General features: G+C 39.9%; 23 protein-coding genes. 16 read left to right on the plus strand and 7 right to left on the minus strand.

The window, feature by feature from the left end:
• Positions 1-196: 196 nt before the first annotated feature.
• From FD17_RS10945 to FD17_RS10965, 5 genes are all read right to left on the minus strand, one after another.
• The gene (locus tag FD17_RS10945; protein ID WP_146971982.1) at positions 197-1,063 is read right to left on the minus strand and encodes a replication initiator protein A; all 867 of its coding nucleotides are present in this window, start codon (positions 1,061-1,063) and stop codon (positions 197-199) included.
• A 355-nt stretch (positions 1,064-1,418) separates the two neighbouring features.
• Positions 1,419-1,865: a replication protein B gene (locus FD17_RS10950; protein WP_225427652.1), complete on the minus strand. Its 447-nt coding sequence runs from the start codon at positions 1,863-1,865 to the stop codon at positions 1,419-1,421.
• 452 nt (positions 1,866-2,317) lie between these two features.
• Positions 2,318-3,556: an ISL3-like element IS1165 family transposase gene (locus tag FD17_RS10955; protein WP_057826226.1), complete on the minus strand. Its 1,239-nt coding sequence runs from the start codon at positions 3,554-3,556 to the stop codon at positions 2,318-2,320.
• A gap of 287 nt (positions 3,557-3,843) precedes the next feature.
• On the minus strand, positions 3,844-4,059 hold the full coding sequence (locus FD17_RS10960) for a hypothetical protein (RefSeq protein ID WP_003649837.1): 216 nt from the start codon (positions 4,057-4,059) through the stop codon (positions 3,844-3,846).
• A gap of 6 nt (positions 4,060-4,065) precedes the next feature.
• Positions 4,066-4,851: a ParA family protein gene (locus FD17_RS10965; protein ID WP_005728422.1), complete on the minus strand. Its 786-nt coding sequence runs from the start codon at positions 4,849-4,851 to the stop codon at positions 4,066-4,068.
• A 577-nt stretch (positions 4,852-5,428) separates the two neighbouring features.
• On the opposite strand from FD17_RS10965, the gene FD17_RS10970 reads away from it, so the two are divergent.
• The 3 genes from FD17_RS10970 (at position 5,429) to FD17_RS10980 (ending at position 7,609) form a co-directional block, all read left to right on the plus strand.
• Positions 5,429-6,463, plus strand: coding sequence for a replication initiator protein A (locus FD17_RS10970; protein WP_057826227.1), 1,035 nt, complete (start codon positions 5,429-5,431; stop codon positions 6,461-6,463).
• Between the two features lie 109 nt (positions 6,464-6,572).
• Positions 6,573-6,812 (plus strand): hypothetical protein, encoded by a 240-nt coding sequence (locus FD17_RS10975; protein WP_186825107.1) that lies wholly within the window; start codon positions 6,573-6,575, stop codon positions 6,810-6,812.
• Between the two features lie 50 nt (positions 6,813-6,862).
• Positions 6,863-7,609, plus strand: coding sequence for a Fic family protein (locus FD17_RS10980; RefSeq protein ID WP_057826228.1), 747 nt, complete (start codon positions 6,863-6,865; stop codon positions 7,607-7,609).
• Positions 7,610-7,731: 122 nt separating this feature from the next.
• Here FD17_RS10980 and FD17_RS10985 read toward each other — a convergent pair whose 3' ends face one another.
• A complete protein-coding gene (locus FD17_RS10985) occupies positions 7,732-8,010 on the minus strand; it encodes a hypothetical protein (RefSeq protein ID WP_057826229.1) in 279 nt (92 codons plus the stop codon).
• A gap of 19 nt (positions 8,011-8,029) precedes the next feature.
• Positions 8,030-8,239, minus strand: coding sequence for a hypothetical protein (locus FD17_RS10990; RefSeq protein ID WP_021816943.1), 210 nt, complete (start codon positions 8,237-8,239; stop codon positions 8,030-8,032).
• A gap of 269 nt (positions 8,240-8,508) precedes the next feature.
• Between FD17_RS10990 and mobQ the strand changes: the two genes are divergently transcribed.
• The 13 genes from mobQ to FD17_RS11055 are packed head-to-tail and all read left to right on the plus strand — an operon-like array spanning position 8,509 to position 20,527.
• Positions 8,509-10,569, plus strand: a complete 2,061-nt coding sequence (gene mobQ, locus FD17_RS10995) for a MobQ family relaxase (protein ID WP_057826230.1) — start codon at positions 8,509-8,511, stop codon at positions 10,567-10,569.
• Positions 10,570-10,620: 51 nt separating this feature from the next.
• Positions 10,621-10,959: a hypothetical protein gene (locus FD17_RS11000; RefSeq protein ID WP_011222043.1), complete on the plus strand. Its 339-nt coding sequence runs from the start codon at positions 10,621-10,623 to the stop codon at positions 10,957-10,959.
• A gap of 38 nt (positions 10,960-10,997) precedes the next feature.
• Entirely contained in the window at positions 10,998-11,612 is a 615-nt protein-coding gene (locus FD17_RS11005) for a hypothetical protein (RefSeq protein ID WP_057826231.1), read from the plus strand.
• A gap of 1 nt (position 11,613) precedes the next feature.
• A complete protein-coding gene (locus tag FD17_RS11010) occupies positions 11,614-11,949 on the plus strand; it encodes a CagC family type IV secretion system protein (protein WP_039107126.1) in 336 nt (111 codons plus the stop codon).
• 20 nt (positions 11,950-11,969) lie between these two features.
• Complete coding sequence (locus tag FD17_RS11015; RefSeq protein ID WP_035457693.1) at positions 11,970-12,332, plus strand: hypothetical protein; 363 nt, start codon at positions 11,970-11,972, stop codon at positions 12,330-12,332.
• Positions 12,301-12,960, plus strand: coding sequence for a TrsD/TraD family conjugative transfer protein (trsD, locus tag FD17_RS11020; RefSeq protein WP_046041334.1), 660 nt, complete (start codon positions 12,301-12,303; stop codon positions 12,958-12,960). Before FD17_RS11015 ends, trsD begins: the two co-directional genes overlap by 32 nt.
• Before the next feature lie 11 nt (positions 12,961-12,971).
• Positions 12,972-14,990: a VirB4 family type IV secretion system protein gene (locus FD17_RS11025; protein WP_057826232.1), complete on the plus strand. Its 2,019-nt coding sequence runs from the start codon at positions 12,972-12,974 to the stop codon at positions 14,988-14,990.
• Positions 14,983-16,401, plus strand: a complete 1,419-nt coding sequence (locus tag FD17_RS11030) for a type VII secretion protein EssB/YukC (protein WP_057826233.1) — start codon at positions 14,983-14,985, stop codon at positions 16,399-16,401. Before FD17_RS11025 ends, FD17_RS11030 begins: the two co-directional genes overlap by 8 nt.
• Positions 16,402-17,556 carry a phage tail tip lysozyme gene (locus FD17_RS11035; RefSeq protein ID WP_057826234.1) on the plus strand — a complete coding sequence of 385 codons (1,155 nt, stop codon included), beginning with the start codon at positions 16,402-16,404 and terminating at the stop codon, positions 17,554-17,556.
• Positions 17,557-17,570: 14 nt separating this feature from the next.
• Positions 17,571-18,188, plus strand: coding sequence for a SadB/YajI family lipoprotein (locus tag FD17_RS11040; RefSeq protein WP_057826235.1), 618 nt, complete (start codon positions 17,571-17,573; stop codon positions 18,186-18,188).
• Positions 18,175-18,543: a thioredoxin family protein gene (locus tag FD17_RS11045; RefSeq protein WP_057826236.1), complete on the plus strand. Its 369-nt coding sequence runs from the start codon at positions 18,175-18,177 to the stop codon at positions 18,541-18,543. The genes FD17_RS11040 and FD17_RS11045 overlap by 14 nt, the downstream gene beginning before the upstream one ends.
• Positions 18,544-19,014, plus strand: a complete 471-nt coding sequence (locus FD17_RS11050; protein WP_057826237.1) for a hypothetical protein — start codon at positions 18,544-18,546, stop codon at positions 19,012-19,014. It begins immediately after the preceding gene.
• Between the two features lies 1 nt (position 19,015).
• A complete protein-coding gene (locus FD17_RS11055; RefSeq protein ID WP_057826238.1) occupies positions 19,016-20,527 on the plus strand; it encodes a VirD4-like conjugal transfer protein, CD1115 family in 1,512 nt (503 codons plus the stop codon).
• The last annotated feature ends 11 nt before the right edge of the window (positions 20,528-20,538 follow it).

Here is a 20,538-nt window from a genome sequence, read left to right on the forward strand (position 1 = left end):
TTTCTGTTCGGATTAATTATAGAATTTGCCACTTGATTACCTTTATTTATAAATTCTTAAGTATTAATTCAAATTTAACATAGGATTTTGAATACATTAGGCCCTAACCCTAATGTAATCACTGAAAACGACTAATTTCATTAGTTACAATTAAGTGTTCCAGCGACGTTCTTAAATTATCCGTAATTAATTCACCTTAACCAATCACGCTTTGAACGTCATGAATGCAATAATCGTTAACGGCTTCTTGAAAATAATTGACTAATGAACTGAAAATATATCCCTCAACATTACTTCTCTTACTTCTATTAGCGGTCATGACAATTCTTTGAATATCGACTGCCATATTTTCATAACGATTGTTGATCTCAAAACTTAAAGCAAGTTGGCTGTTTATAACGTTTCTAGCTTGTTTCTTAACTACATTTTTAGCCTTGAACACCATGCCACTTAATTGATAAAGCTTTTTAGGATCATTAAAGGATAAGGCTTTGAGCATGTTAACTGTTCGCTTGCTAAAGCCTGCTTTAGTCTCTAGTGAATTACTTAAAGCATTTATTTCAAGTTCGTTTAATTTTTTCTGTTTGGCTGCCTGTTTTTCTTTTTGAGTGATAGCAACAATTTTTTTAGAATTAATCTCTGAACAGGTATCTCTTGTATTATCTGTTATATATTTATCTGTTAAAGTACTCTTGTTAGAAGGTAAATTCTTCCCAAAGGAAGAGGTAATTTCTTCCTTAACGGGCATAGAAGTACTTTTTTCATTCTCAAACTTTGGTAAGAATAATTTGGAGGCAGCGTTAAATTGATGTTTTACAATTAGATAACCTTTTTTCACCAAACTCTTCAAAATTTTAGTAACGGTCTTAACAGTTACGTCTAAATATTCAGCTAACTCTTCACGCTTAAAAATAATATAACTATCGCCAAACTTCTTATCAAAGAAATCTTTATTATTCTTACTTGCCTTCATACGGTCACAAAGAAGTGAATAAGTTAGAATTTCATTTGCACCCTTTAAATTTGAACCTTTGAAGTAATCCATTTCTACTTTGATAAACATAATTACATATCTCCCTTTTGAGAGTAAGAAAAAAGGGTACAAGTTGTTTAACTTGAAACCCTTTTAACTTTTGCAATTATGTATCACTCTTGCATTAATCATTCTCATTTCATATAATAGAAGAAGTAGGAATTACATTCCGAAACCATCTTTCAAAATATGTTTATGAAATTGGCGCTAAAAGGCTTCAAGTGGCGATAGCACTTGTTAGCTGATTAAGCAAGTTTGTGGTAGGACTTGCTTAATCAACGCCTTTTTTTCGTACTCGTATATTTAATTGACATAATTATAACTCAATGAAAATATTTACACAACCTATCTAAATAACCATTTCCAAAAGCTCTCTCTCGTCTCATTAGAGGGCTTTTCGTTTTGCTTGCTTGTAATTTATATCTGGATTGCTTTTATCGCCCTTAGAATCGTTCTCACGGCTTTGTGTGGTATTATTCTTACTTTCAAGCAATTTCTGACTGCTTAAATTTAATTGTTGTTGTTGATCTAACAGTTTTTGAAATCTGTCTATCTCTTTATTCTTTTGCTCCAATTCATTTTTTAAGACTGATATTAATTCTTTATCACTTAAATTAGAATCGTTTTTTCGTTCGTTCATAGAATGAACATCACTACTCTTAATGCCTTTAATTATGTGTGCTTTCTGCTGTTCATTAAAGAGTAAGGCTCGACCGTTCTTTGAATATTCATGAATATTATTGTCTCGAATAAATCTCCAAACCTTTGTTTTGTCAATTCCTATTAAATTAGCTATTTGCTTCATTGTATACGTTTGTTTATTATCGTTCATTTTCATTCTCCGTTCATTCAACGACTGTTCAAACAAATAATAACATGGATTATTCAGCTAACACGCAAACAATGCACGAGAATGCGTTTATATGACGTTATAAAATACAGATTTTATTAGATACAAAAAAGCACCACTCAATTAATGAGCAGCACCTTTCTGTATATACAATTGATTTAATGGCCTGAACAATAGAAAGTAGGCTAGCTTTATTTTAACTAATTTCTTTTTAATTGCAACAAAAAGCGCCACTCGATAGTAAAATGGCGTTTTTTGGGAAGTTTGTCAAATGGTGTTGAAGGATAGTTTCTATCCTTTGGAGATCTCCTCGTGTGGGAGATCTTTTTTGTTATTTTATTAGTTGCGGCGTTTAATCTGGTGTGTTGTCTGAATATCGTACTTGAAGGCATAACAAATAAGCCTACCATCGTGACGTTATTGTGGTAGATAATCTAGGCAATCAGCTGGTAGACGCGTGTGAACATATTGGCCTGATTGGAGAAGCCATAACAAGCACGTTTGAGCTCCTTGATCTTACGGTTGATGCCCTCTATCGGTCCGTTAGAGTAGGACGATTTGGCGGCGTTAATTACTCCATTAAGATTCTTTCGTAGGGTATGCATGGCCGTATCTAGGGGCGTGCCGTTAGGCTGATAGTTAGTGATGATATTCTTGAGTTCATCAGCGTGACGCCCCATCAAAGCATCGTGGAGATCGATGTAGGTTTCATAAGCGGTTTTGAAGGCCGGAAACGTATCGGTTCCAATATCAATAGCGTTCTGTTCGGTCGAGTACTCATTCAGGCCGAAGAGGTAGCGGCTCTTTTGTGCGTCAGGGTTGGCCTTGTGGAATAGGCGCCATAGTGATTTCAGTACTTTATATTCCCGCGAATGCTTGTCGAGTTGCTTTAAACATTGAGTGCGAATGGTATCCATCGTCCGTCCCATTAATTGAATAATGTGGAACCGATCAATAATGAGTTCGGCGTTAGGGAATAGTTCGTGCACGAATGCCTGATAGGAGGCGTTCATGTCCATGATGACGCGTTGAACCGCGGCCCGTTCTGCGGTGCTGTACTGACTAAGAAAGAACTGTTTGATGGTTCTATTAAGGCGGTCGCTAAGTACTTTAACTGATTTGTGAGTGTCGGCGTCAATGCAAATAAACGACATGGAGCCGTGCGTGGAACGGAATTCATCAAAGCATAGATTAATCGGTAACCGGCGGCTCGCGTGTGGATGAATATTAGCCGTCAAAATACGCTGAACTGAGTTTGTCGAAATACCGGTGAGACTGGCGATAGTCTTAGCCGGGAGTGATTTACTGGCTAGCTTCAGCACATGAGTCGCTAGTCCGTGACCGATGGCGTGGTTGGTTGATACCACTGGAGTGGTGGCCGTACAAGTGCTATGGCAGTTACTACAACGCCAGCGTTGCTTGTTTAGCTCTAGAATTACGGGCCGGTCCATGGGTCCGGCAATGTGGACATGAGTGAACTTGTGTCCGTTAGGGTGCAACGTATTGTATCCACAGCTGGGACAGCGCCTGAGTGTGTAGGTAAGCTCTGCCTGGATGACCAAATACTTTTTGCGACCCGAGCCCCGACCATGAAATTCCTCACGAGTACCGAACACCTGAATGTTTGTGTCTGTAATTCCCAGTAATTTAAGTGTATTATCTAGTTGAGACATCTATTCCTACCCCGCTTATCTTGAGTTTCGTCGCTTAAAGCATAGCACTAGGGAGACTTAGATGCCTTTTTTTGTTATCAAAAAGGGCCTAGTACTTTTGGAATGGAAATACTTTCCAACACCCAAAATTCTAGACCCCTAAATTTGCGATCTACCACGTATGTTTAAATCAAATTTATTTTAAATATACCTTGTACAGTGAAGTTTATTGATTGTGTGATTTATGATAAAAGATTAATCTTTTATCATAAATCACACAATCAGTAATACATAAGTTAAGCTCAATCTTATTTACGTTTGGCAAGGCCTTCACGAATAATTTTTTCTAAGACATCAACAATTTTTTCGTCATTCTCAAAAGCGATGCGTTTAACTTCTTTATATGTGCTCATGCGAAGTTGAACGGTTTTAGTTCTTTCTGTTTCGAATTGGTATGGACTTTTTAGATTTTTAAGTTGTTCAGATGCCTTTTTACTAACTTTGTTTAAAAAATCTTCTGCCATGATAAATTACTCCTCTAACTGTTGAATTCTAAGTAGTTGTTCATTAAGAACCATTTGGTACATTTGGATTGCTCTTTTATCCCAATGGTCTTTATTCCGTATTCCTTCATTAGCAAACGTTTTAACCCGTTCTTGAGTTCTAATTGAGTTTGAAAAGACCCCTTCGCCAAAAAAGTCTTTTGCTTGTGCAGAAATTTCAGTATCAACTTTTGCACGTGGCTTCATTAAGTACAATATGACACCAACTAACTGAAAACTTCCATTGTATTGTTCACGTAGTTCACCTAAATGCGTAGCTGTTTTTAAAGAACTTGTATATGACTGCTTTTGAGTTTGTAAGACAATTGAGATGAAATCTGAAGCCATGATTGCGTTATTAGTAAAGACATTTATTGTTGGTGGTACGTCAATAAAAATATAATCGTAATTTTGTTTTAACTTTGAAAGCATTTGTGGTAATAGAATATTACGTTTAACCCGACTAACTTTTTCTACAGCACCAATCCATAAAGACAATGTCCAATCTGTAGGAATCATATCAATTTGGTTTGTAACAGACACAATAGATTTAGACAAATTCCCTCCAAGAAGGCCCTCATATAATGAAAGTTCCGGCTTTAAATCGGCTTTATAAGTCTCCTTCATAATTTCAGTTGCATTTCCCTGGGGATCGAAATCTATCAGTAGTACTTTTTTCCCCTCTTGACCCAATAAATAGGTTTCCATTACAGTCAAGGTGGTCTTACCAACGCCACCTTTAAAGTTGAAGTTTAATAGTGTTTTCCCATTCATAGTAGCACCTACCTTTACATAAACACTTTACCATGATTTATGATTAATCGCAAATTTTATATGATTTATGATTAATCATAAATCATATACATAAAACTATTTACTTAACCTTTGCAGAATGATATGCTTTGTTCATAAACAAAAAATCCCAATCCACTCGGGATTGGGATTTTTGCAGTATTGACAAGTAGCTATCTTGCAGCTACCTAGTCCAAGCAATTTTCACCGCCAAGTTAAAATTGCTTGAACAAATTGTAATCTTGTTTACGTGCTAATTATACCGCAAGCAAACCTTAAAGGGCAAGCAAAGGTAAACTAATTAAAACGAAGATAAGACCAATGGACTAAGTAGCTTCTAATAACTACTTAGTCCATTTTTAGTTCTTAAAAATTAAAAAAAGTTGCCGAATTGCAACTCACAAACAAACACATGCTGGTGAATTTACAAAGTCCTCACTGCCAATGATGCTTTATAATTCAGTCAGAGCATATCAAATTTGTATTTTAGAACAAGTCTGATGTTTTAGCAACTCTCTTTGAAGACAGCATGTACAAGTCAATGAAGGGGAGTTTTATTATGGATCAAACAAATTTTAATTTTATTGAATCAAAAAAAGCTTATGAAACCCGTTTTTTTCAATTCCCACAAGTTTTACTATACGGAGAAAAATACAAAAAGCTAAGTGATAGTGCTAAGTTAGGATATATGATTTTACGTGATCGTCTAGATTACTCATTAAGAAACAACTGGATTGATGAGAAGAATCGAGTCTATTTCATTTTCACAAATCAAGAGCTTCATAATTTATTTGGCTGGGGCAATGCGAAAATTGTTAAAGTAAAAAAAGAATTAGAAAGGGCAAAGTTACTCTATCAAGTTAACTTAGGATTTGATCCGAAGAAAAAGAAGAATCTACCAAATCATCTTTATCTAGCTGACCTCGAAGTTACAACTAAAGACATTTACAAAAAAAAGATTACTAATGAAGAGCCGAAATCCCTTGATACAAGCGGAAGTTTCAAAATGGAACCCCGACAAAAAGAGCCGAAATCCCTTGATACAAGCGGAAGTTTCAAAATGAAACACAATCTAAACAATACTAGAGGTTTAGATACTAATAGATACAATATAGATACTCAAAAGTTGGACTTTTCCACAGCCAATTTCTCATCAGCAGAACTAGAAAAGCAAAACCAGGATTTGGTGAACCATGCTAATGACTTCTTAACTGATGAAGACAGTGGCTTACCGGTTTTCTTAGAACCAGAAGCTGTGCAACTACTTAGTTTTTGGTGCCGTACCCCACAACAAATGCGGCGCTTCATTGGCATTATCTTAAATGCTAAGTACCGAGTTGAGAAAGATCACAAAGATATTGGTGTCATAATCCCACTTGATGATGAGGAACTGAAACCTTTAATGACTAAAGCCTTGAGACGCTACTTTAACGCCCTTAGAAGCAATGAGAAGCACATCAAGAACGTGGAAAACTACTTGTACGGCACCATGCAAAACCTATTTGGCGTTTGGTGGAATAAACAAGCGGCTAGAGAATATGCGGCCAAACACCCCGAAGAACAGAACGCTGACAATGGGCGTTCTTGGAATTAAACGCCATATTAGCTCGCTTAAGCCGTTTTAAGTGTTACATGCATAATTATATTAAAATCGCTTTAAAATCGCTTAGAAGCAAAAGCAGGCACCTTGAGTGGATGAATAGGTGATAGCTGAACTAGAAAGATGGGAAAGGAGCTTTTTAAATGACCAAAACAAAGCAAAGAAGTCGAAAAAAATTGAGCAATTGTTGACGGACCCCTGGGCCGTCGATATTCAAGGCATTTGGGAACAAGCAGCCCATAACCCAGATCCTGATAAACGCAAGCTGTTTGACGCGTTACACACTTACCTCTTAGATAAACGCCAAGAGCAAATTATCAACGAAAAGCATTTTGTGATTTAACATGGACAGGTCAAATAATCGGTGACTGAAATAGAAAGGAGGCACAAAATATGGCTAAAACTCGAACATATATGGACAAGTATAAATTCACAGCTGCAGAAAACCAACGGTTTGCCCGAGCAAATTTTACCAAGTTAGTGCATACTAATGCTCGCTTTGAAGGCGTTAATACCACTTTGCCACAAACACAAACTATTATGGACGGTATGAGCGTAGCAGGAGTACCTGTTGAAGATGTTTTGACGATTGTTAATTTAAAGCGTGGGTGGCAATATATCACTGCTCAAAATTCCCCTTTAACGTTAACCATGGAAAAACAAATCAACAAGATTGTGGCAGTGGAAGACGCCTTAGTACCGGGAGAATTACGGCAAGGGAAAGGAGGAGTTGATTTAGGTAGTGAAGACTTTTTTGAACCACCTTTAATTAACGAAAAACAAGAACAATCCTTTTTACAAAAAATCTTGGCTGATCCACGAATGACGATTACTGATAAAGCATTGACTGTCATGTATCATAATATGCGCCAACAAATCTTTTGGGACGGAAACAAAAGGATGGCAACTTTAAGTGCCAATAAAATTATGATTGACGGTGGCGCTGGTTTAATTAATATCCCATTAGATAAGTGGGATCAATGGAACGAACTAATTGCCAATTATTATCAGACTAATGACATGACTAAAATTAAACAGTGGACATATGATAATGGTATTCAGGGATTACAAATTCGAGCAAACAAAAAATTAAGTGCTAATGAATTGAACCAGATGTACAAGCAACTAAAAAACGGATAAATTAGAACTTAAATTAGTTGAAGACAAGATTAGTAAAATAACCCAAAATCATCTCAAAGACTTTGCTAAAAACAATCTAGAAGTTAAGCCAAAAAATAATCCTGAAAATAAAAACGATCGGCCTAGTTATTAGGTTGATCGTTTTTTAATTTATCCGGTTTATGGGCGTTAACATAGTCAGCAAATATGTTTAAAAGCTCTTCGGTTTGTTCAACCGAGAGATTATCAGCTTGAAAGTATTTTTCGAGCAAAGCCCCTTTTTGAATTAATCGGCGAGAACGGGCTTTGCGGGCTTGCCGATTTTCGTAGTATTTAGATTGCCGTAATTTAAAATCTTCTCGCTCAATTTTTTGTTTTAAACGCGCTTGTTGCTCAACTAGTTTTTCATATTGATTAGGCATAGTCATTACCACCTAACTATTATCGGTTATTTTGAGCTTGATTTAAAAAGGCGGCAACTTTTTTAGCAATCATTTTAATCTGTGGAGTGGTCAGTGTCCCATAATCCAAATTGGCTGATCTAATGATTTGCTTACCGAGATTTTGTTCAATTTTATTTTTTTCAGCTTTAATCTTTTGATTAAGCTGTTTTAATTTGGCTTCTTGTTTTTCTAAGTTACTTTGAGACATAATGATCCCTCCAATCGTATTAAAAATAATTACCGACACTATATCATAAGGGAAACGTTAAGTCAAAGGATAAAAGTTGAAATAGCGAAGCGTAAGTCATACACTATAAGTAAATTTAGGGGAATCAGCAGGCCGAGTGAAACGAGGTCAATGCGCACTTACACATAGAATGAATTCTATGTTGTACTAACCCCAAAATCCTGTATTAGAAGTCGCCGATGGCGACAAAAAAGTCAAGCCCATAGAATCAAAGTAAAGAGGTGACTAACATGGCAATATTTCATATGATTTTTAGTAATATTAGTGCTGGAAAAGGACGAAGTGCCATTGCCAGTGCCGCTTATCGAAGTGGTGAAAAATTATTTGATGATAAAGAAGGCCGCCACTATTTTTATGCCCGCTCGGTTATGCCAGAAAGCTTTATTTTAACCCCAAAAAACGCACCAGAATGGGCCAGTGATCGAGAACAATTATGGAATGAAGTTGAAAAGAAAGATCGTAAATCAAACTCACGGTATGCAAAAGAATTTAACGTGGCTTTACCGGTAGAATTAAGTGAATCCGAACAGAAAGAATTACTGACAAAATATGTGCAAGAAAATTTTGTCGATCAAGGTATGGTAGCTGACGTAGCAATTCATCGCGATCACCCAGACAATCCGCATGCACATGTGATGTTAACCAATCGCCCATTTAACCCCGATGGTAGTTGGGGATTAAAAGCAAAGACGCAGTACATTAAAGATGAAAATGGCAAGCAACTTTTAACCAAAAGCGGGTTTCCAAAACAAAGAAAAATTTGGTTGGTTGATTGGGATAAAAAGGAAAAAATTAATGAGTGGCGGCATAATTGGGCAACAAGTGTTAATCAGTTCTTAGCACAAAAAAATATTCCGGATCGGATTAGTGAAAAATCGTTTGTCGATCAAGGGATTCAAGAGACACCTACCCAACACGAAGGCATTAACAGCCAAAGAAAAAATCGAAAAGCGTTTAATCAACAAGTTAGAGCGCAAAGAAACGCTCAAGCTAAATATCATAGTCTTGACGAAAAGATAAGAAATCATGAACATTTTGACGCGTTAAATGACGAGCTATCGTTCTCTGAAAAACACACAATTAGTCATCTAAGTCAGCAATTGAAAACCTATGTCGATTTAGAACATTTAGATGATAAACAGCGCATGCTGTTTAATTGGAAAAACAGCTTATTAATCAAACATGCCATTGGTGAAGATGTAACCAAGCAACTGCTGACTATTGACCAGCAAACGACATCACTAGCACAAGCTAACCAGTTGTTAAATAAAGTGGTGGAACGAGCAACGAAAAAGCTTTATCCGGAACTTAATTTTGAACAGACAACCGCAGCTGAACGACGGGAACTGATTAAAGAAACTAATAGTGAACAAACGATTTTCAAAGGCAGTGAATTAAACGAACGTTTAATGAATATTCGAAACGACTTATTAACCCAGCAATTATTGACGTTTACCAAGCGGCCATATACCAGCTGGCAGTTAGTTAATCAGCAGGCCCAAACAATTGAGAAGCAATTAACCACGGTACTAGCCAAACATGGTCACCAGTTAGACGATTTGAAGCATACTGATCGGGGCATACTAGCCGCTTATCAACCAAGCGAACTCGAATTCATTTCTAAAGCGGTGAAAAATTTACGGGTCATGCGGGAAGTTAAAGCCGTGGTGCAAACCCAATACAACAGCATTCTAACGACTGCTTTTCCGGACAGTGACCTCGATAAGCTAGAGACGATTGATAAGGAACAAATCTATACCGCCGTGGTTTACTATGATCCAGAGTTAAAGCCATTAAGCGCCAAGAATCTTAGTCAATTGCAACAGCAGCCACCGGTAGTCTTTACTAGTCAGCAACACCAAGCCGGTTTAAATTACCTGTTAGGTAAAATGGAATTAAAAGATATTCAGGATCATCGACTGCAACGGGTCTTAAAACATGATGGCACCCGGCAACTGTTTATCGGCGAATGTGGCCAAGATCCTAAGTTGGATCACAAACAAATTGAAATGGTGCAAGCCCGTTTGAAACAACAGACAACACGGTTTGATCAATATAAGCAAGCTCAAGTTAAGGACTATCAGGCCGTTAATTACCACCCAACTAGCCCGAAAAATTACCTGATGAATATTTTGGACGAAGCCTTAATGACCATTTTATATGCGAAAAATACGGACTATCTAAGAAAGCAGCAACTACGTGACTTAAAAGAGACCGAGTGGGCAATGACGAAAAAGCAGCGGCAACACCAAACCCGTAATCGGCATGAAGATGGGGGCAGGCACTTGTAACCTAAATGTAAAAAAATAAATGGTGTAAGTTACACCTTTTAGTGTTAAACTATGACTAAATTAAGAAAGGAGAACTTACATGTGACAGGTAATCAGGAATGGTACAGCCTAACGCAAGCTAATCATAAGCTGGGGCGTGGCCGAAATTATGTCAGCAACTGGATCAAACGACATCCAGAGTTCCCTGATCAATTTTTGCTTGGTTCAGGTACCAATAAATTAATATCTGATGAAGGGATAGAGTGGGTTAAAAACCACATAAAAAAAGAGGGCGTCCTCGTAAGCAGTGAAGTTGCTAACGGGGATCAGCACCTAGAAATACGCCTTCTAGGTGTCACCCTCCTAATAATCCATTTTACCGGGCGGGTTAGGGGAAAGCTAGTTGTTTAATATTTCTAACCCAACAAACAACATAAGGAGGTGATCCAATGAAAGTAGAAAGCTGGCAAGGCATTAATGGCAAGCTAGTTCATGATGATCAAAAGGCGATTGTGGTTGATGATGACCAAGCATTGACTGATCCAAAACAGTTACAAGCAATTTTAGATCAAGACGGCCAGCCAATCGATGAAGTTCGTCGAGCAATGATTAAGAAGACCATTAAACGTCAGCTAAAAACTCCGCCATTAAAACTTAGGGGCTGGTTTAATCGCCATCAAGACAGTCAAAATGCTAAAAAGACCGAAAAATTGGTAAGTGATAAACCGACCCATCAATATAAGCAGATCAAAAACGAAATGACCTTTTTTGGTGAGAGCTTCTTAGAAGGTTTCTTAGGCTTCTATGGCTTAGAAGTTGATAACGCCTTAGGCCGTTATGAACATAATGTGCATGTCTTAGAGACCCAAGAGCTAGGTCAGTCAGAAAAGGAGTATTACTTAGCCACGAGTGAAAATGGCCACGTCAGATTAGCCACCGACCCATTACCAAGCCAGCACATTGCCGAGGAACAATTGAACAAGTTCTATCAGCGTGAGCCAGAAGAAACGCAGGCAGAACAAATTCAATTACGAACATCAGAAGACGATGGAAAGGAGGAATAACATGAAGTTCAGCAAAGTAAAAGCGTTAGCAACTACTGGAGCCACCACAATTTACTTGGGATTGATGAACGCTCAGGTTGCTTTTGCCGCGGACGGTGGCGAAGTTAAAAGTAAGCTCACCCAAGCTGGTAAGACAATTCAAGGTATTTTAACCGGGTTGGTCGTTTTAGTCGGGATTTGTGTGGCGCTATTTATTATTATCAAAAGAATGCCTGACGCAGACGATCCGCGAGAGAAATCAGAGGTTTATCACGCGGTTGGTCGGGTGGCTGGTTTAGTGGCCCTAGCGGCAGCGATTATCTGGCTATTACCTTGGGTTTACAGCCTATTCACTTAATTTAAAAAGGAGCCTGCCAAATGAAGAAAGGAAAAGAATTTATCTTTCCAGAGAACGTAGATAAAGATTACGGGATCTGGAAAGACTACACCTTGAAGGATTTTGGCTATGCGGCGCTGGCAGGACTAGTGGGCTTAATTTTTATTGCGATCCCACCCTATGGTCTGATCTTAGTCCTGATAAAAATAGTGATTGTTGTCTTAGCCATGACGATTGTCATGGCTATTTTAACAATTAGGCCAGTTGCGGCGCGGAAGAATATTAAAGTGCGGGATAACTTTAAGTTGAAACGCCACTATGCCAATGGTCAGAAACTGTTTTATTTAAAACCGAAGAAGCGAGGTGAACTAAATGCGTTTGAAGAAGAGCAAAACCGCCAATAAAACAGCCAAGCTAGATTGGGATTATCAACCGCCTAAAATCAATGGTGGCAAAGAGACCATTGATGACATGAGCTTGGTGGTGGGTATGTATGGTAATTACGAAGTTACCAAAACCGGTAATCTCGTTGGCATTTTGGAAGTTAGTGGGATCAACCTTGATCTACTTAATGAAACCGAACAACAGGACGTTTTTGAGGACTATGGTGCGTTTCTCATGAGTACCTTAGGTGAAGGCGTTGATGACACGTTACAGTTCTTAGAACCGACGATTCCCGTCAATATGACGGCTTATCTCAATGGTCTCAAACGGCGGTATCTCGCCTTACAAAAAGACCACCCGGAGCAACAGTTCAAAATCCAACTCATAGCCAGTTATTTGGACCACTTTACTAAAGTCCAGGAATCCAAAAACATGACAACTAAGCAACATCTGCTAATCGTTAAGGTACCGATTAAAGACAAGAGCGTTAAAAGCTTAAACTTAGCCGTCACTCATTTAGACGAAAAGATCGAACAGGTTAAACGAGACATTGAAAATGCGTTAACGGATTTTGATGTGACGGCCAAAGTTTTGACCAGTCAAGAAGTCCAAGAGATTTTAAAGAACTTGATCAATTTTAATGGATAGGGGGCAACAGTATGAGTTTTGGTGATAAGGTCATTGATTTATTTATGCCAACTAAAAAAGAGCATAACCAAGGCAACAGCGACCAAACGGGTAGTAAGCCCAAACCGGAGGTTGAGGATTTTACCAAACTGATTGATCGCGATAGCTTGCATTCACTATTCCCGTTTAGCTGGGAACAGTACCCCACCTACGTCCAGTCGGGGGAGAATTTTATTCGGGTGTTAGCGATTGCTGACTATCCCAAGCGGGTGTATGGCAACTGGCTATCAGAGTTAAAGCGCAAAAAAGGCGTTATCGATATTGTGCAATATATCGACAGCGCCAGTAACAATTCAATGATTACCTATTACAAGAAGACGATTCAAAATAAGGAAGCGCAGAAGTTAAATACGTTCGACCCGTATAAAAAGAAGATTCTGCAAAATTATATTGATTCAGCCAACATGCAACTAGATAAATACCTCGATAATTCTACCACATTTGTGTACCAACATATGCTCATTTATCTGCGGGCCAACAGTTTAGCAGAACTAGACGATTTAACCGAAAACGTCAAGAATACGTTGATTAAACTACAAATGAAGCCCCTAGTGCCCGTTAAAGCGACTTTCCAAGCATTTTGGTCAACCATGCCAATTAACGAGAACCTCATGGGGGATTACACCTATAAAGAGAGTAATACCGAAGTCGCCAGCAGCATGTTTCCTTTTGATGACGCTGAAATTCTGGACTTAAAGCCGAGAAGCGATATTGAAGGAGTTAACAAAGATACCAACAGCTTAATTGCCGTAGATATGCTGGATCGCAACAAGACCCTAAATCAAAATCAAGTGATTATCGGGACCTCGGGGGTCGGCAAGACCACCTATATGATCCAAAAAATCCTACGCTACGCCATTCAAGACTATCAAATTTACATTATTGACCCAGAAAACGAATATACCAAGATTGTCGAAGCCCTGGGTGGGGCAGTCTTGCACCTAACCTCGAATGCTAAGTACAAAATTAACCCGCTCCAAATTTTCTCCGAAGAAATCCTAAGCGCCGATGAGGCGGTCACGAACCTTGATTTACTAGTTAAAGATAAAATCCAGCGATTAAAGGGATTCTTTGAAGTCCTTAAAACCGGGATTACCCAAGTTGAGCTGGCAATTCTTGATGATGTCGTTAAACAGGCCTACGTCAACAGTGGTGTTTTGAAGTACAGCCGCTTAAAAGAGATTAAAGACGATCAGTGGCCGACCTTATCCAATGTTTATGACGAGTTGGAAAAACTGGCTGATAAGGACGCAGACAAATTTAATCGGGTTAAAGACTTCTACTACATCTTAGGCAGCTATACCCATGGTTCTAACAGCCTATTTGACGGCCATACCAACGTTAACTTAAAAGGGAAAATCATTTCCTTTGATTTAAAACCGCTACAAAGTGAGCAGGAAGTCCAATCAGCGGCTTATCTGAATACCTTCCAGTATCTATGGGACGAAATTACCAAAGATCGGCATAGCCGCAAGAAATTGTTTGTCGATGAATTTCATTTCTTGACCTTGCACAAAGCAGCCGCCACCTTTTTCCACCAAGCCTACAAGCGGTTTAGAAAGTACAATGCCGGGGCGATTGCCGGAACGCAGCAAATTCAAGATGTGATTGAAGGAACGACAGATACCGGGCAGAACATTGGTGAAGCCATTATTGGAAACTCCTACACCAAAGTGTTCTTTGGTCTTGATGGTAAAGGTGTCGATGATGTCATTACTAAGTTAAGAATGACGTTCTCGGATAAAGAAAAGAAGTTACTAGAACGCAGACGACAAGGTGAAGCTCTGATGATCTATGGTAGCCAGCGTGCCTTTATGCGCGTCGAATTGACCGAAGAAGAACTACGACTAATCGACCCAGAAGCTTACCAAGAAAAATACAACCGTAAGACAGCCGGACAACCGGATTATCAAAAGCGCGTGGTCTTAACACCTAGTGAGATTGACGCCTTGACCACTACCGAAGAGGAAGGAGGGACTTTAAATGAGTAAATCAAACCAGTTATTGAATATCGAGGTTGGCACGTTCAAGCGACAAGGGAACCAGTTAATTCTCGAACTCAATCACAATCAATTTCGATATGACCAGTTGAGTGAGCTAAACGAATTAAAGGAAGCTGATGCCAATTTCTTACAGTTGGTTAACGTAGTTGAGCAAGACCAGAAGGTTGTTTTAACTTATACCTTGCCGGATAAAGTCAGATCATTAAAGGACTTGCCACATGAAAATAAGGCGATCCGGGCAGCCATTGCCAAGGAAATCATGGCGCAACATGTGGTTAACGATAGCCAGTATCACATTGCGTTGAACCCAGCCAACCTATGGTATTACCCAATGCAACATGTTTGGTACGCCTACCGGGCCAATGAACTCATGCCTTATGATGACAAACATAGCAATTTAGCCAAATACAAAGCACTGATTCTGTTTTGCTTGACGGGGACGCCCTATGAACGGCTACTAAGCAATCCCCAAGAAGCCTTTGCCAAACACCCAGATGACTATTTACAACAAGTGGCTAAAGCTACGTCGTTAAATGAGTTAACGGAAGTGGTTAACGGCATTGAGGATTTTGTGAGCTATCACGAATGGCAGGAAGTTGAAACGGCCCAGCAGAAAACCAAACAACGTTTATGGTTGAGTATGGCCGGGGTGGCGATTGTGGCCGTTTTGGCCGTCGGCTTAGTCCATAAAAGTGACGAACGGCAATATCAAAGCTTAGCTAACCAGAACCAAGCCCAAGTCACGCGATTAAAATATAGCGGTCAAATTCAGACCGCTTTAAATGATCGAAAGTGGTCGGAAGCGCAAAAAGATATGAAACGGGCCGGCTATCCTTTAACTAAGCAAGTCAGTGTCTTTTTAAAGCATCGTCAGTACCAGCAAGCCTTAAACGTTGACCCAAGTCAGTTGAACAAGGTTGTTAATGCGGCTTATGCCAACCAAGATAGCAGTCAAGTGGCCGATTGGCAGTTACCAACTAAGGCGACGAGTAAGCAAAAAGATCAATTGAAACTCGAAAAAGCGATTGTTAATTATGATACCAATACGCTTAATAACCAATTATCCTTTATGACGAACGCTGATGTGTTATTGAGAATAGGGCAAGCTTTCCTCGCCCATAATGATACGCAAGACGCCCAGACTGTCCAAACCAAGTTAGCCGGCGTGAACAGTCCTAAAGCTAAGTATTTAAAAGCCTTGTTAAGTCTCAATGCCGCTAAGAACGAAGTTAGCGACGCCCAAAAGAAGTTAGATGACGCCAACAAGATTGATGGCAGTAAAGATAAGGACAAAGACAAGAAGGTGGATTCGGCTAAGTCGGACTTAAAGAACGCGCAGAGTGACCAATCAGCAGCGCAAAAACAAGTCGATCAGGCCAAGCACAAAGTGGGTGATTAAATGCAGGTATTGTCATTTGAATATAAGAAAAAGAAGTGGAAATTGATTGCTTATATTGTGGGTGGCGCCCTTCTGCTAATCATCTTGCTAATTGCCGCGCTTACTGGTCAATTGCAAGAAAACAGTTGTGATAACTCAACCACTACAGAAACACAATTAGATAGTAAGAGCATGACGGAAAATGCCAAAAATATCTATGCGCACTGGAAACAAAAGTATGGTGCAACGCCACAAGCGGCCGCGGGTATCTTGGGGGTCTTACAACTAGAAAGTCGCCTTGATCCCAAGTCCATTAATTCCAGTTCCGGGGCTACGGGCTTGGCCCAGTGGTTAGGTGGCCGAAAAGACAAGTTGGAGGACTTAGCCCACAAAGAAAACAAATCAGCGACCAATCTCGGGGTGCAGTTGGACTATCTCGATCAAGAATTGAACAGTAGTTACTATGCGTCAAACAAGCAGATCTTTAAATATACGGACGTGCACAAAGCGACGAAAGCCTGGTTAATGGATTATGAAGGCATGAGCAAGAACCCGGAACAATGGTATTTAAGCCAAAGATACGGTTATGCCGATCACTGGTATTCCGTGTTCGGGGCGAGTGATCCAGTGGACGGTAATACGTTAGACAATGCGAGTTCCGGCGATCTAAACGAGTTAGGTTGTGATAGTGACCCGAGCTATTCCGACGGTAGTATCGTTAAAAACGCAGAAAGTATGAAAGGCGATTTCTACTATGTTCAAACCCACCCCAGCCCCGATTTAGGCAGTGATTTAAAGAATCCCAGCAAAACTGGTGGAACTGATTGTTCGGGCTTTGTCTGGTTAGCGCTTAATAAAGCTGGTTACAAGGTACCGGCCAATATGGGCTGGTTTACCGGCACGATGGCTAGTGACGCCAAAGGTAGCCATCAATACTTGAAGCAAATCAGTGAAAATGACGCGAAAGCTGGCGATATTGTGATTGTTAATCAAGGCGCCGGAGCCGGCAACAACGGGCATACCGCCATTCTGCTAGGCAAATGGCAAGGTAAAGCCACCAAGATCATTGAGCAAGGTGGTGTCGGCGACAAGGTTAACGAAAGCACCTTTGGCACCGCCTTTTATAGCTTACTAAGTGGTAGCGATGTAACGTTAGCCCGGCCAATCAAGAAGTAAGGAGGAACCAACAAATGAAGCGGAGCGTGGTTTTAAGTATTGCACTTGGTGGTTTGATCTTAATTATGTCATTAGGAACGAATGCCTATCAACATAGCCAAGTTAAGCAGGCACAACAGCAGATCAGTCGTTTACAAAAACAGAAGCGACAAGTTAACCAGCAATTGACTAAAGCCAACCAACAAAAGCAGTTATTGAGCACCCAAATTGACAGTTATAAGACCTACCAAAATAATAAAGACAAAAGTCAGGCTGAACTTAGCTTTAATACGGTAGTCACCAAGTTCTTTAGGGTCATGAACAACTTTAAGCCCAAGACCTACGGACAGCGTAAAGATGGCGTGAAAGACTTGATTTCCGACAAGCTATATCAGCAATACTTTTCAAATAAGGGCACGTATGGTGATAGCAATAGTGTTTCAGCTAAGTTAAATCAACTGAACCTGTATACGCAAAGTAAGCAGGGGCAAAATATGAAAGGCTTGGCCGTTGTCAGTTACGAAAGTAAGAGTGGCGACAACGACTGGCAAAAGGCGACGGTACTTTATCAGGTGACTTTCGATACCACCACGGATCGAATCACTGCGGTACAAAATTTAGGCAGCAGTTTTAAAGCCAGTGACCTTAATTAAGCGGGTTGGTAAAGACCTAGCGGTAATCGTGGTGATTTTAGCCGTTGGTGGGTTTGCCAGTCATCAATATGTCAACCACGTAGAAAAGCAGCGACCAATCGTGACGCTGGCTAAGCACCCTAAAAAAGTGTTGTTCTTCTATCGCGATGATTGCCCGGATTGCCAAGCTATTTTTCACCGAATCTATTGGCACAACGTCATTAGCCATAACGTTGTTTTTATTAACATGAATCAATCGCAGAATCGGCACTACATTCAGCAATATCAATTAACGTCAGTCCCAACCTTGATCCATGGCAAGCAACGATACTCCGGTACCAACCAACAAAGGATTAAACAGATAGTAGGTGATTAGATGAAAGACAAATTATTAAACAGCGTTAAAGTCAGCTGGCCATATCTACTAACGCTAATCATTGGCTTGTATTTAGCGGAGATTTTAGCTGGATCAGTCATGGCCTTGTCGCACTATAAGCTAACTTTTGCGGATCATATGCCAACGGTGTTAAAGCAGTTAGCCTTACACCCCTGGCGCTATTACAACTTGTATTTGGGCCAAAAGAATCCGGTATTAATTATCGTCAGTATCGGTGTGGTCCTATACACCATTTATTTTGCCTTGAAACGGAACAGCAAGCATAAAGCTTGGGAAACTGCGGACACTGAAACCCACGGGAGTGCGGCCTGGGGGAATCTAAAAGAGTTGAGTGACCATTACTTTAGTATTACTGCTAAAGATCTCACCGCAGCGTTTAACAAGAGTACCAAGGCAGAAATCCTCAAATCATTAGTGGATCGAGAAAAGTCAGCGAAAGGAGGAGATTAACATGAATGGGACAATTTTAGGGATCGTAGATAAGAAGATTGTTTACCAGAATAACAGTACCAAACCCAACCGGAACATTTTTGTGGTCGGGGGTCCTGGATCATATAAGACCCAATCAGTCGTCATTACCAACCTGTTTAACGAAACGGAGAACAGCATTGTCGTGACCGATCCGAAAGGTGAATTATACGAAAAGACGGCCGGTATCAAACTAGCCCAGGGTTATCAAGTACATGTCGTCAACTTTGCCAACATGGCGCATAGTGATCGCTACAATCCTTTTGATTATATTCAACGGGATATTCAAGCCGAAACCGTGGCAACAAAGATCGTGCAAAGTGAAAATGCCGAAGGTAAAAAAGACGTGTGGTTCAGTACCCAAAGACAGCTTTTGAAGGCTTTAATCCTGTTTGTCATGAACCACCGGTCACCAGAACAACGAAATTTGGCGGGCGTAACGCAGGTCTTACAAGAAAATGACGTTGAAGCCGAGGAAAAGGGTGCGGATAGTCCGCTAGATACCTTGTTTCTTGATCTAACTATGACTGATCCAGCGAGACGCGCTTATGAGTTAGGTTTCAAAAAGGCTAAAGGAGAAATGAAAGCCAGCATTATTGAAAGCCTGTTGGCGACCATTTCGAAGTTTGTTGACAAAGAAGTGGCCAATTTTACCAGCTTTTCAGACTTTGATTTAAAAGAGATTGGCAAAGCCAAAGTAGTACTGTATGTGATTATTCCGGTCATGGATAATACCTATGAAAGCTTCATCAATCTGTTTTTCTCACAATTATTTGATGAATTATACAAATTAGCCGCCGATCATCACGCTAAATTGCCCCACCAAGTCGACTTTATCCTTGATGAATTTGTCAATTTAGGGAAGTTTCCCAAGTATGAGGAGTTCCTAGCGACGTGTCGGGGGTACGGCATTGGCGTGACGACAATTTGTCAAACCTTAACCCAGCTCCAAGCCTTGTATGGCAAGGATAAGGCCGAGAGTATCTTAGGAAATCATGCCGTTAAGATTTGCTTAAATGCCGCTAATGATGTGACCGCTAAATACTTTAGTGATCTGTTAGGAAAATCAACTGTGAAAGTGGAAACGGGTAGTGAGAGTACCAGTCATAGCAAGGAAGAAAGCCACAGCAAGAGCGATAGTTACAGCTATACGAGCCGTTCGCTCATGACGCCCGATGAAATTATGCGGATGCCCGAAGACCAGAGCTTATTAATCTTTAGTAATACACGGCCGGTCAAAGCTACAAAAGCGTTCCAATTTAAACTATTTCCAGGGGCTGATCATTTGGTTAACTTGTCACAGAATGAGTATCAAGGCCAACCAGAAGCCAGCCAAGAAACCAACTTTAAGAATAAGGTAGATAAGTGGAATCAGACGGTTAAAGCACAACACCAAGCAAAAAAAGACGATCAAACAACCGATGACGAAGAAGACAAATTGCAGGATAATATCGATCAAGAATTAGAGTCTAGACATAAGAAGATGCTTGGATAATGGAGGACATA

The sequence above is a fragment of the Lentilactobacillus sunkii DSM 19904 genome, assembly GCF_001435575.1.
GTDB lineage: Bacteria > Bacillota > Bacilli > Lactobacillales > Lactobacillaceae > Lentilactobacillus > Lentilactobacillus sunkii.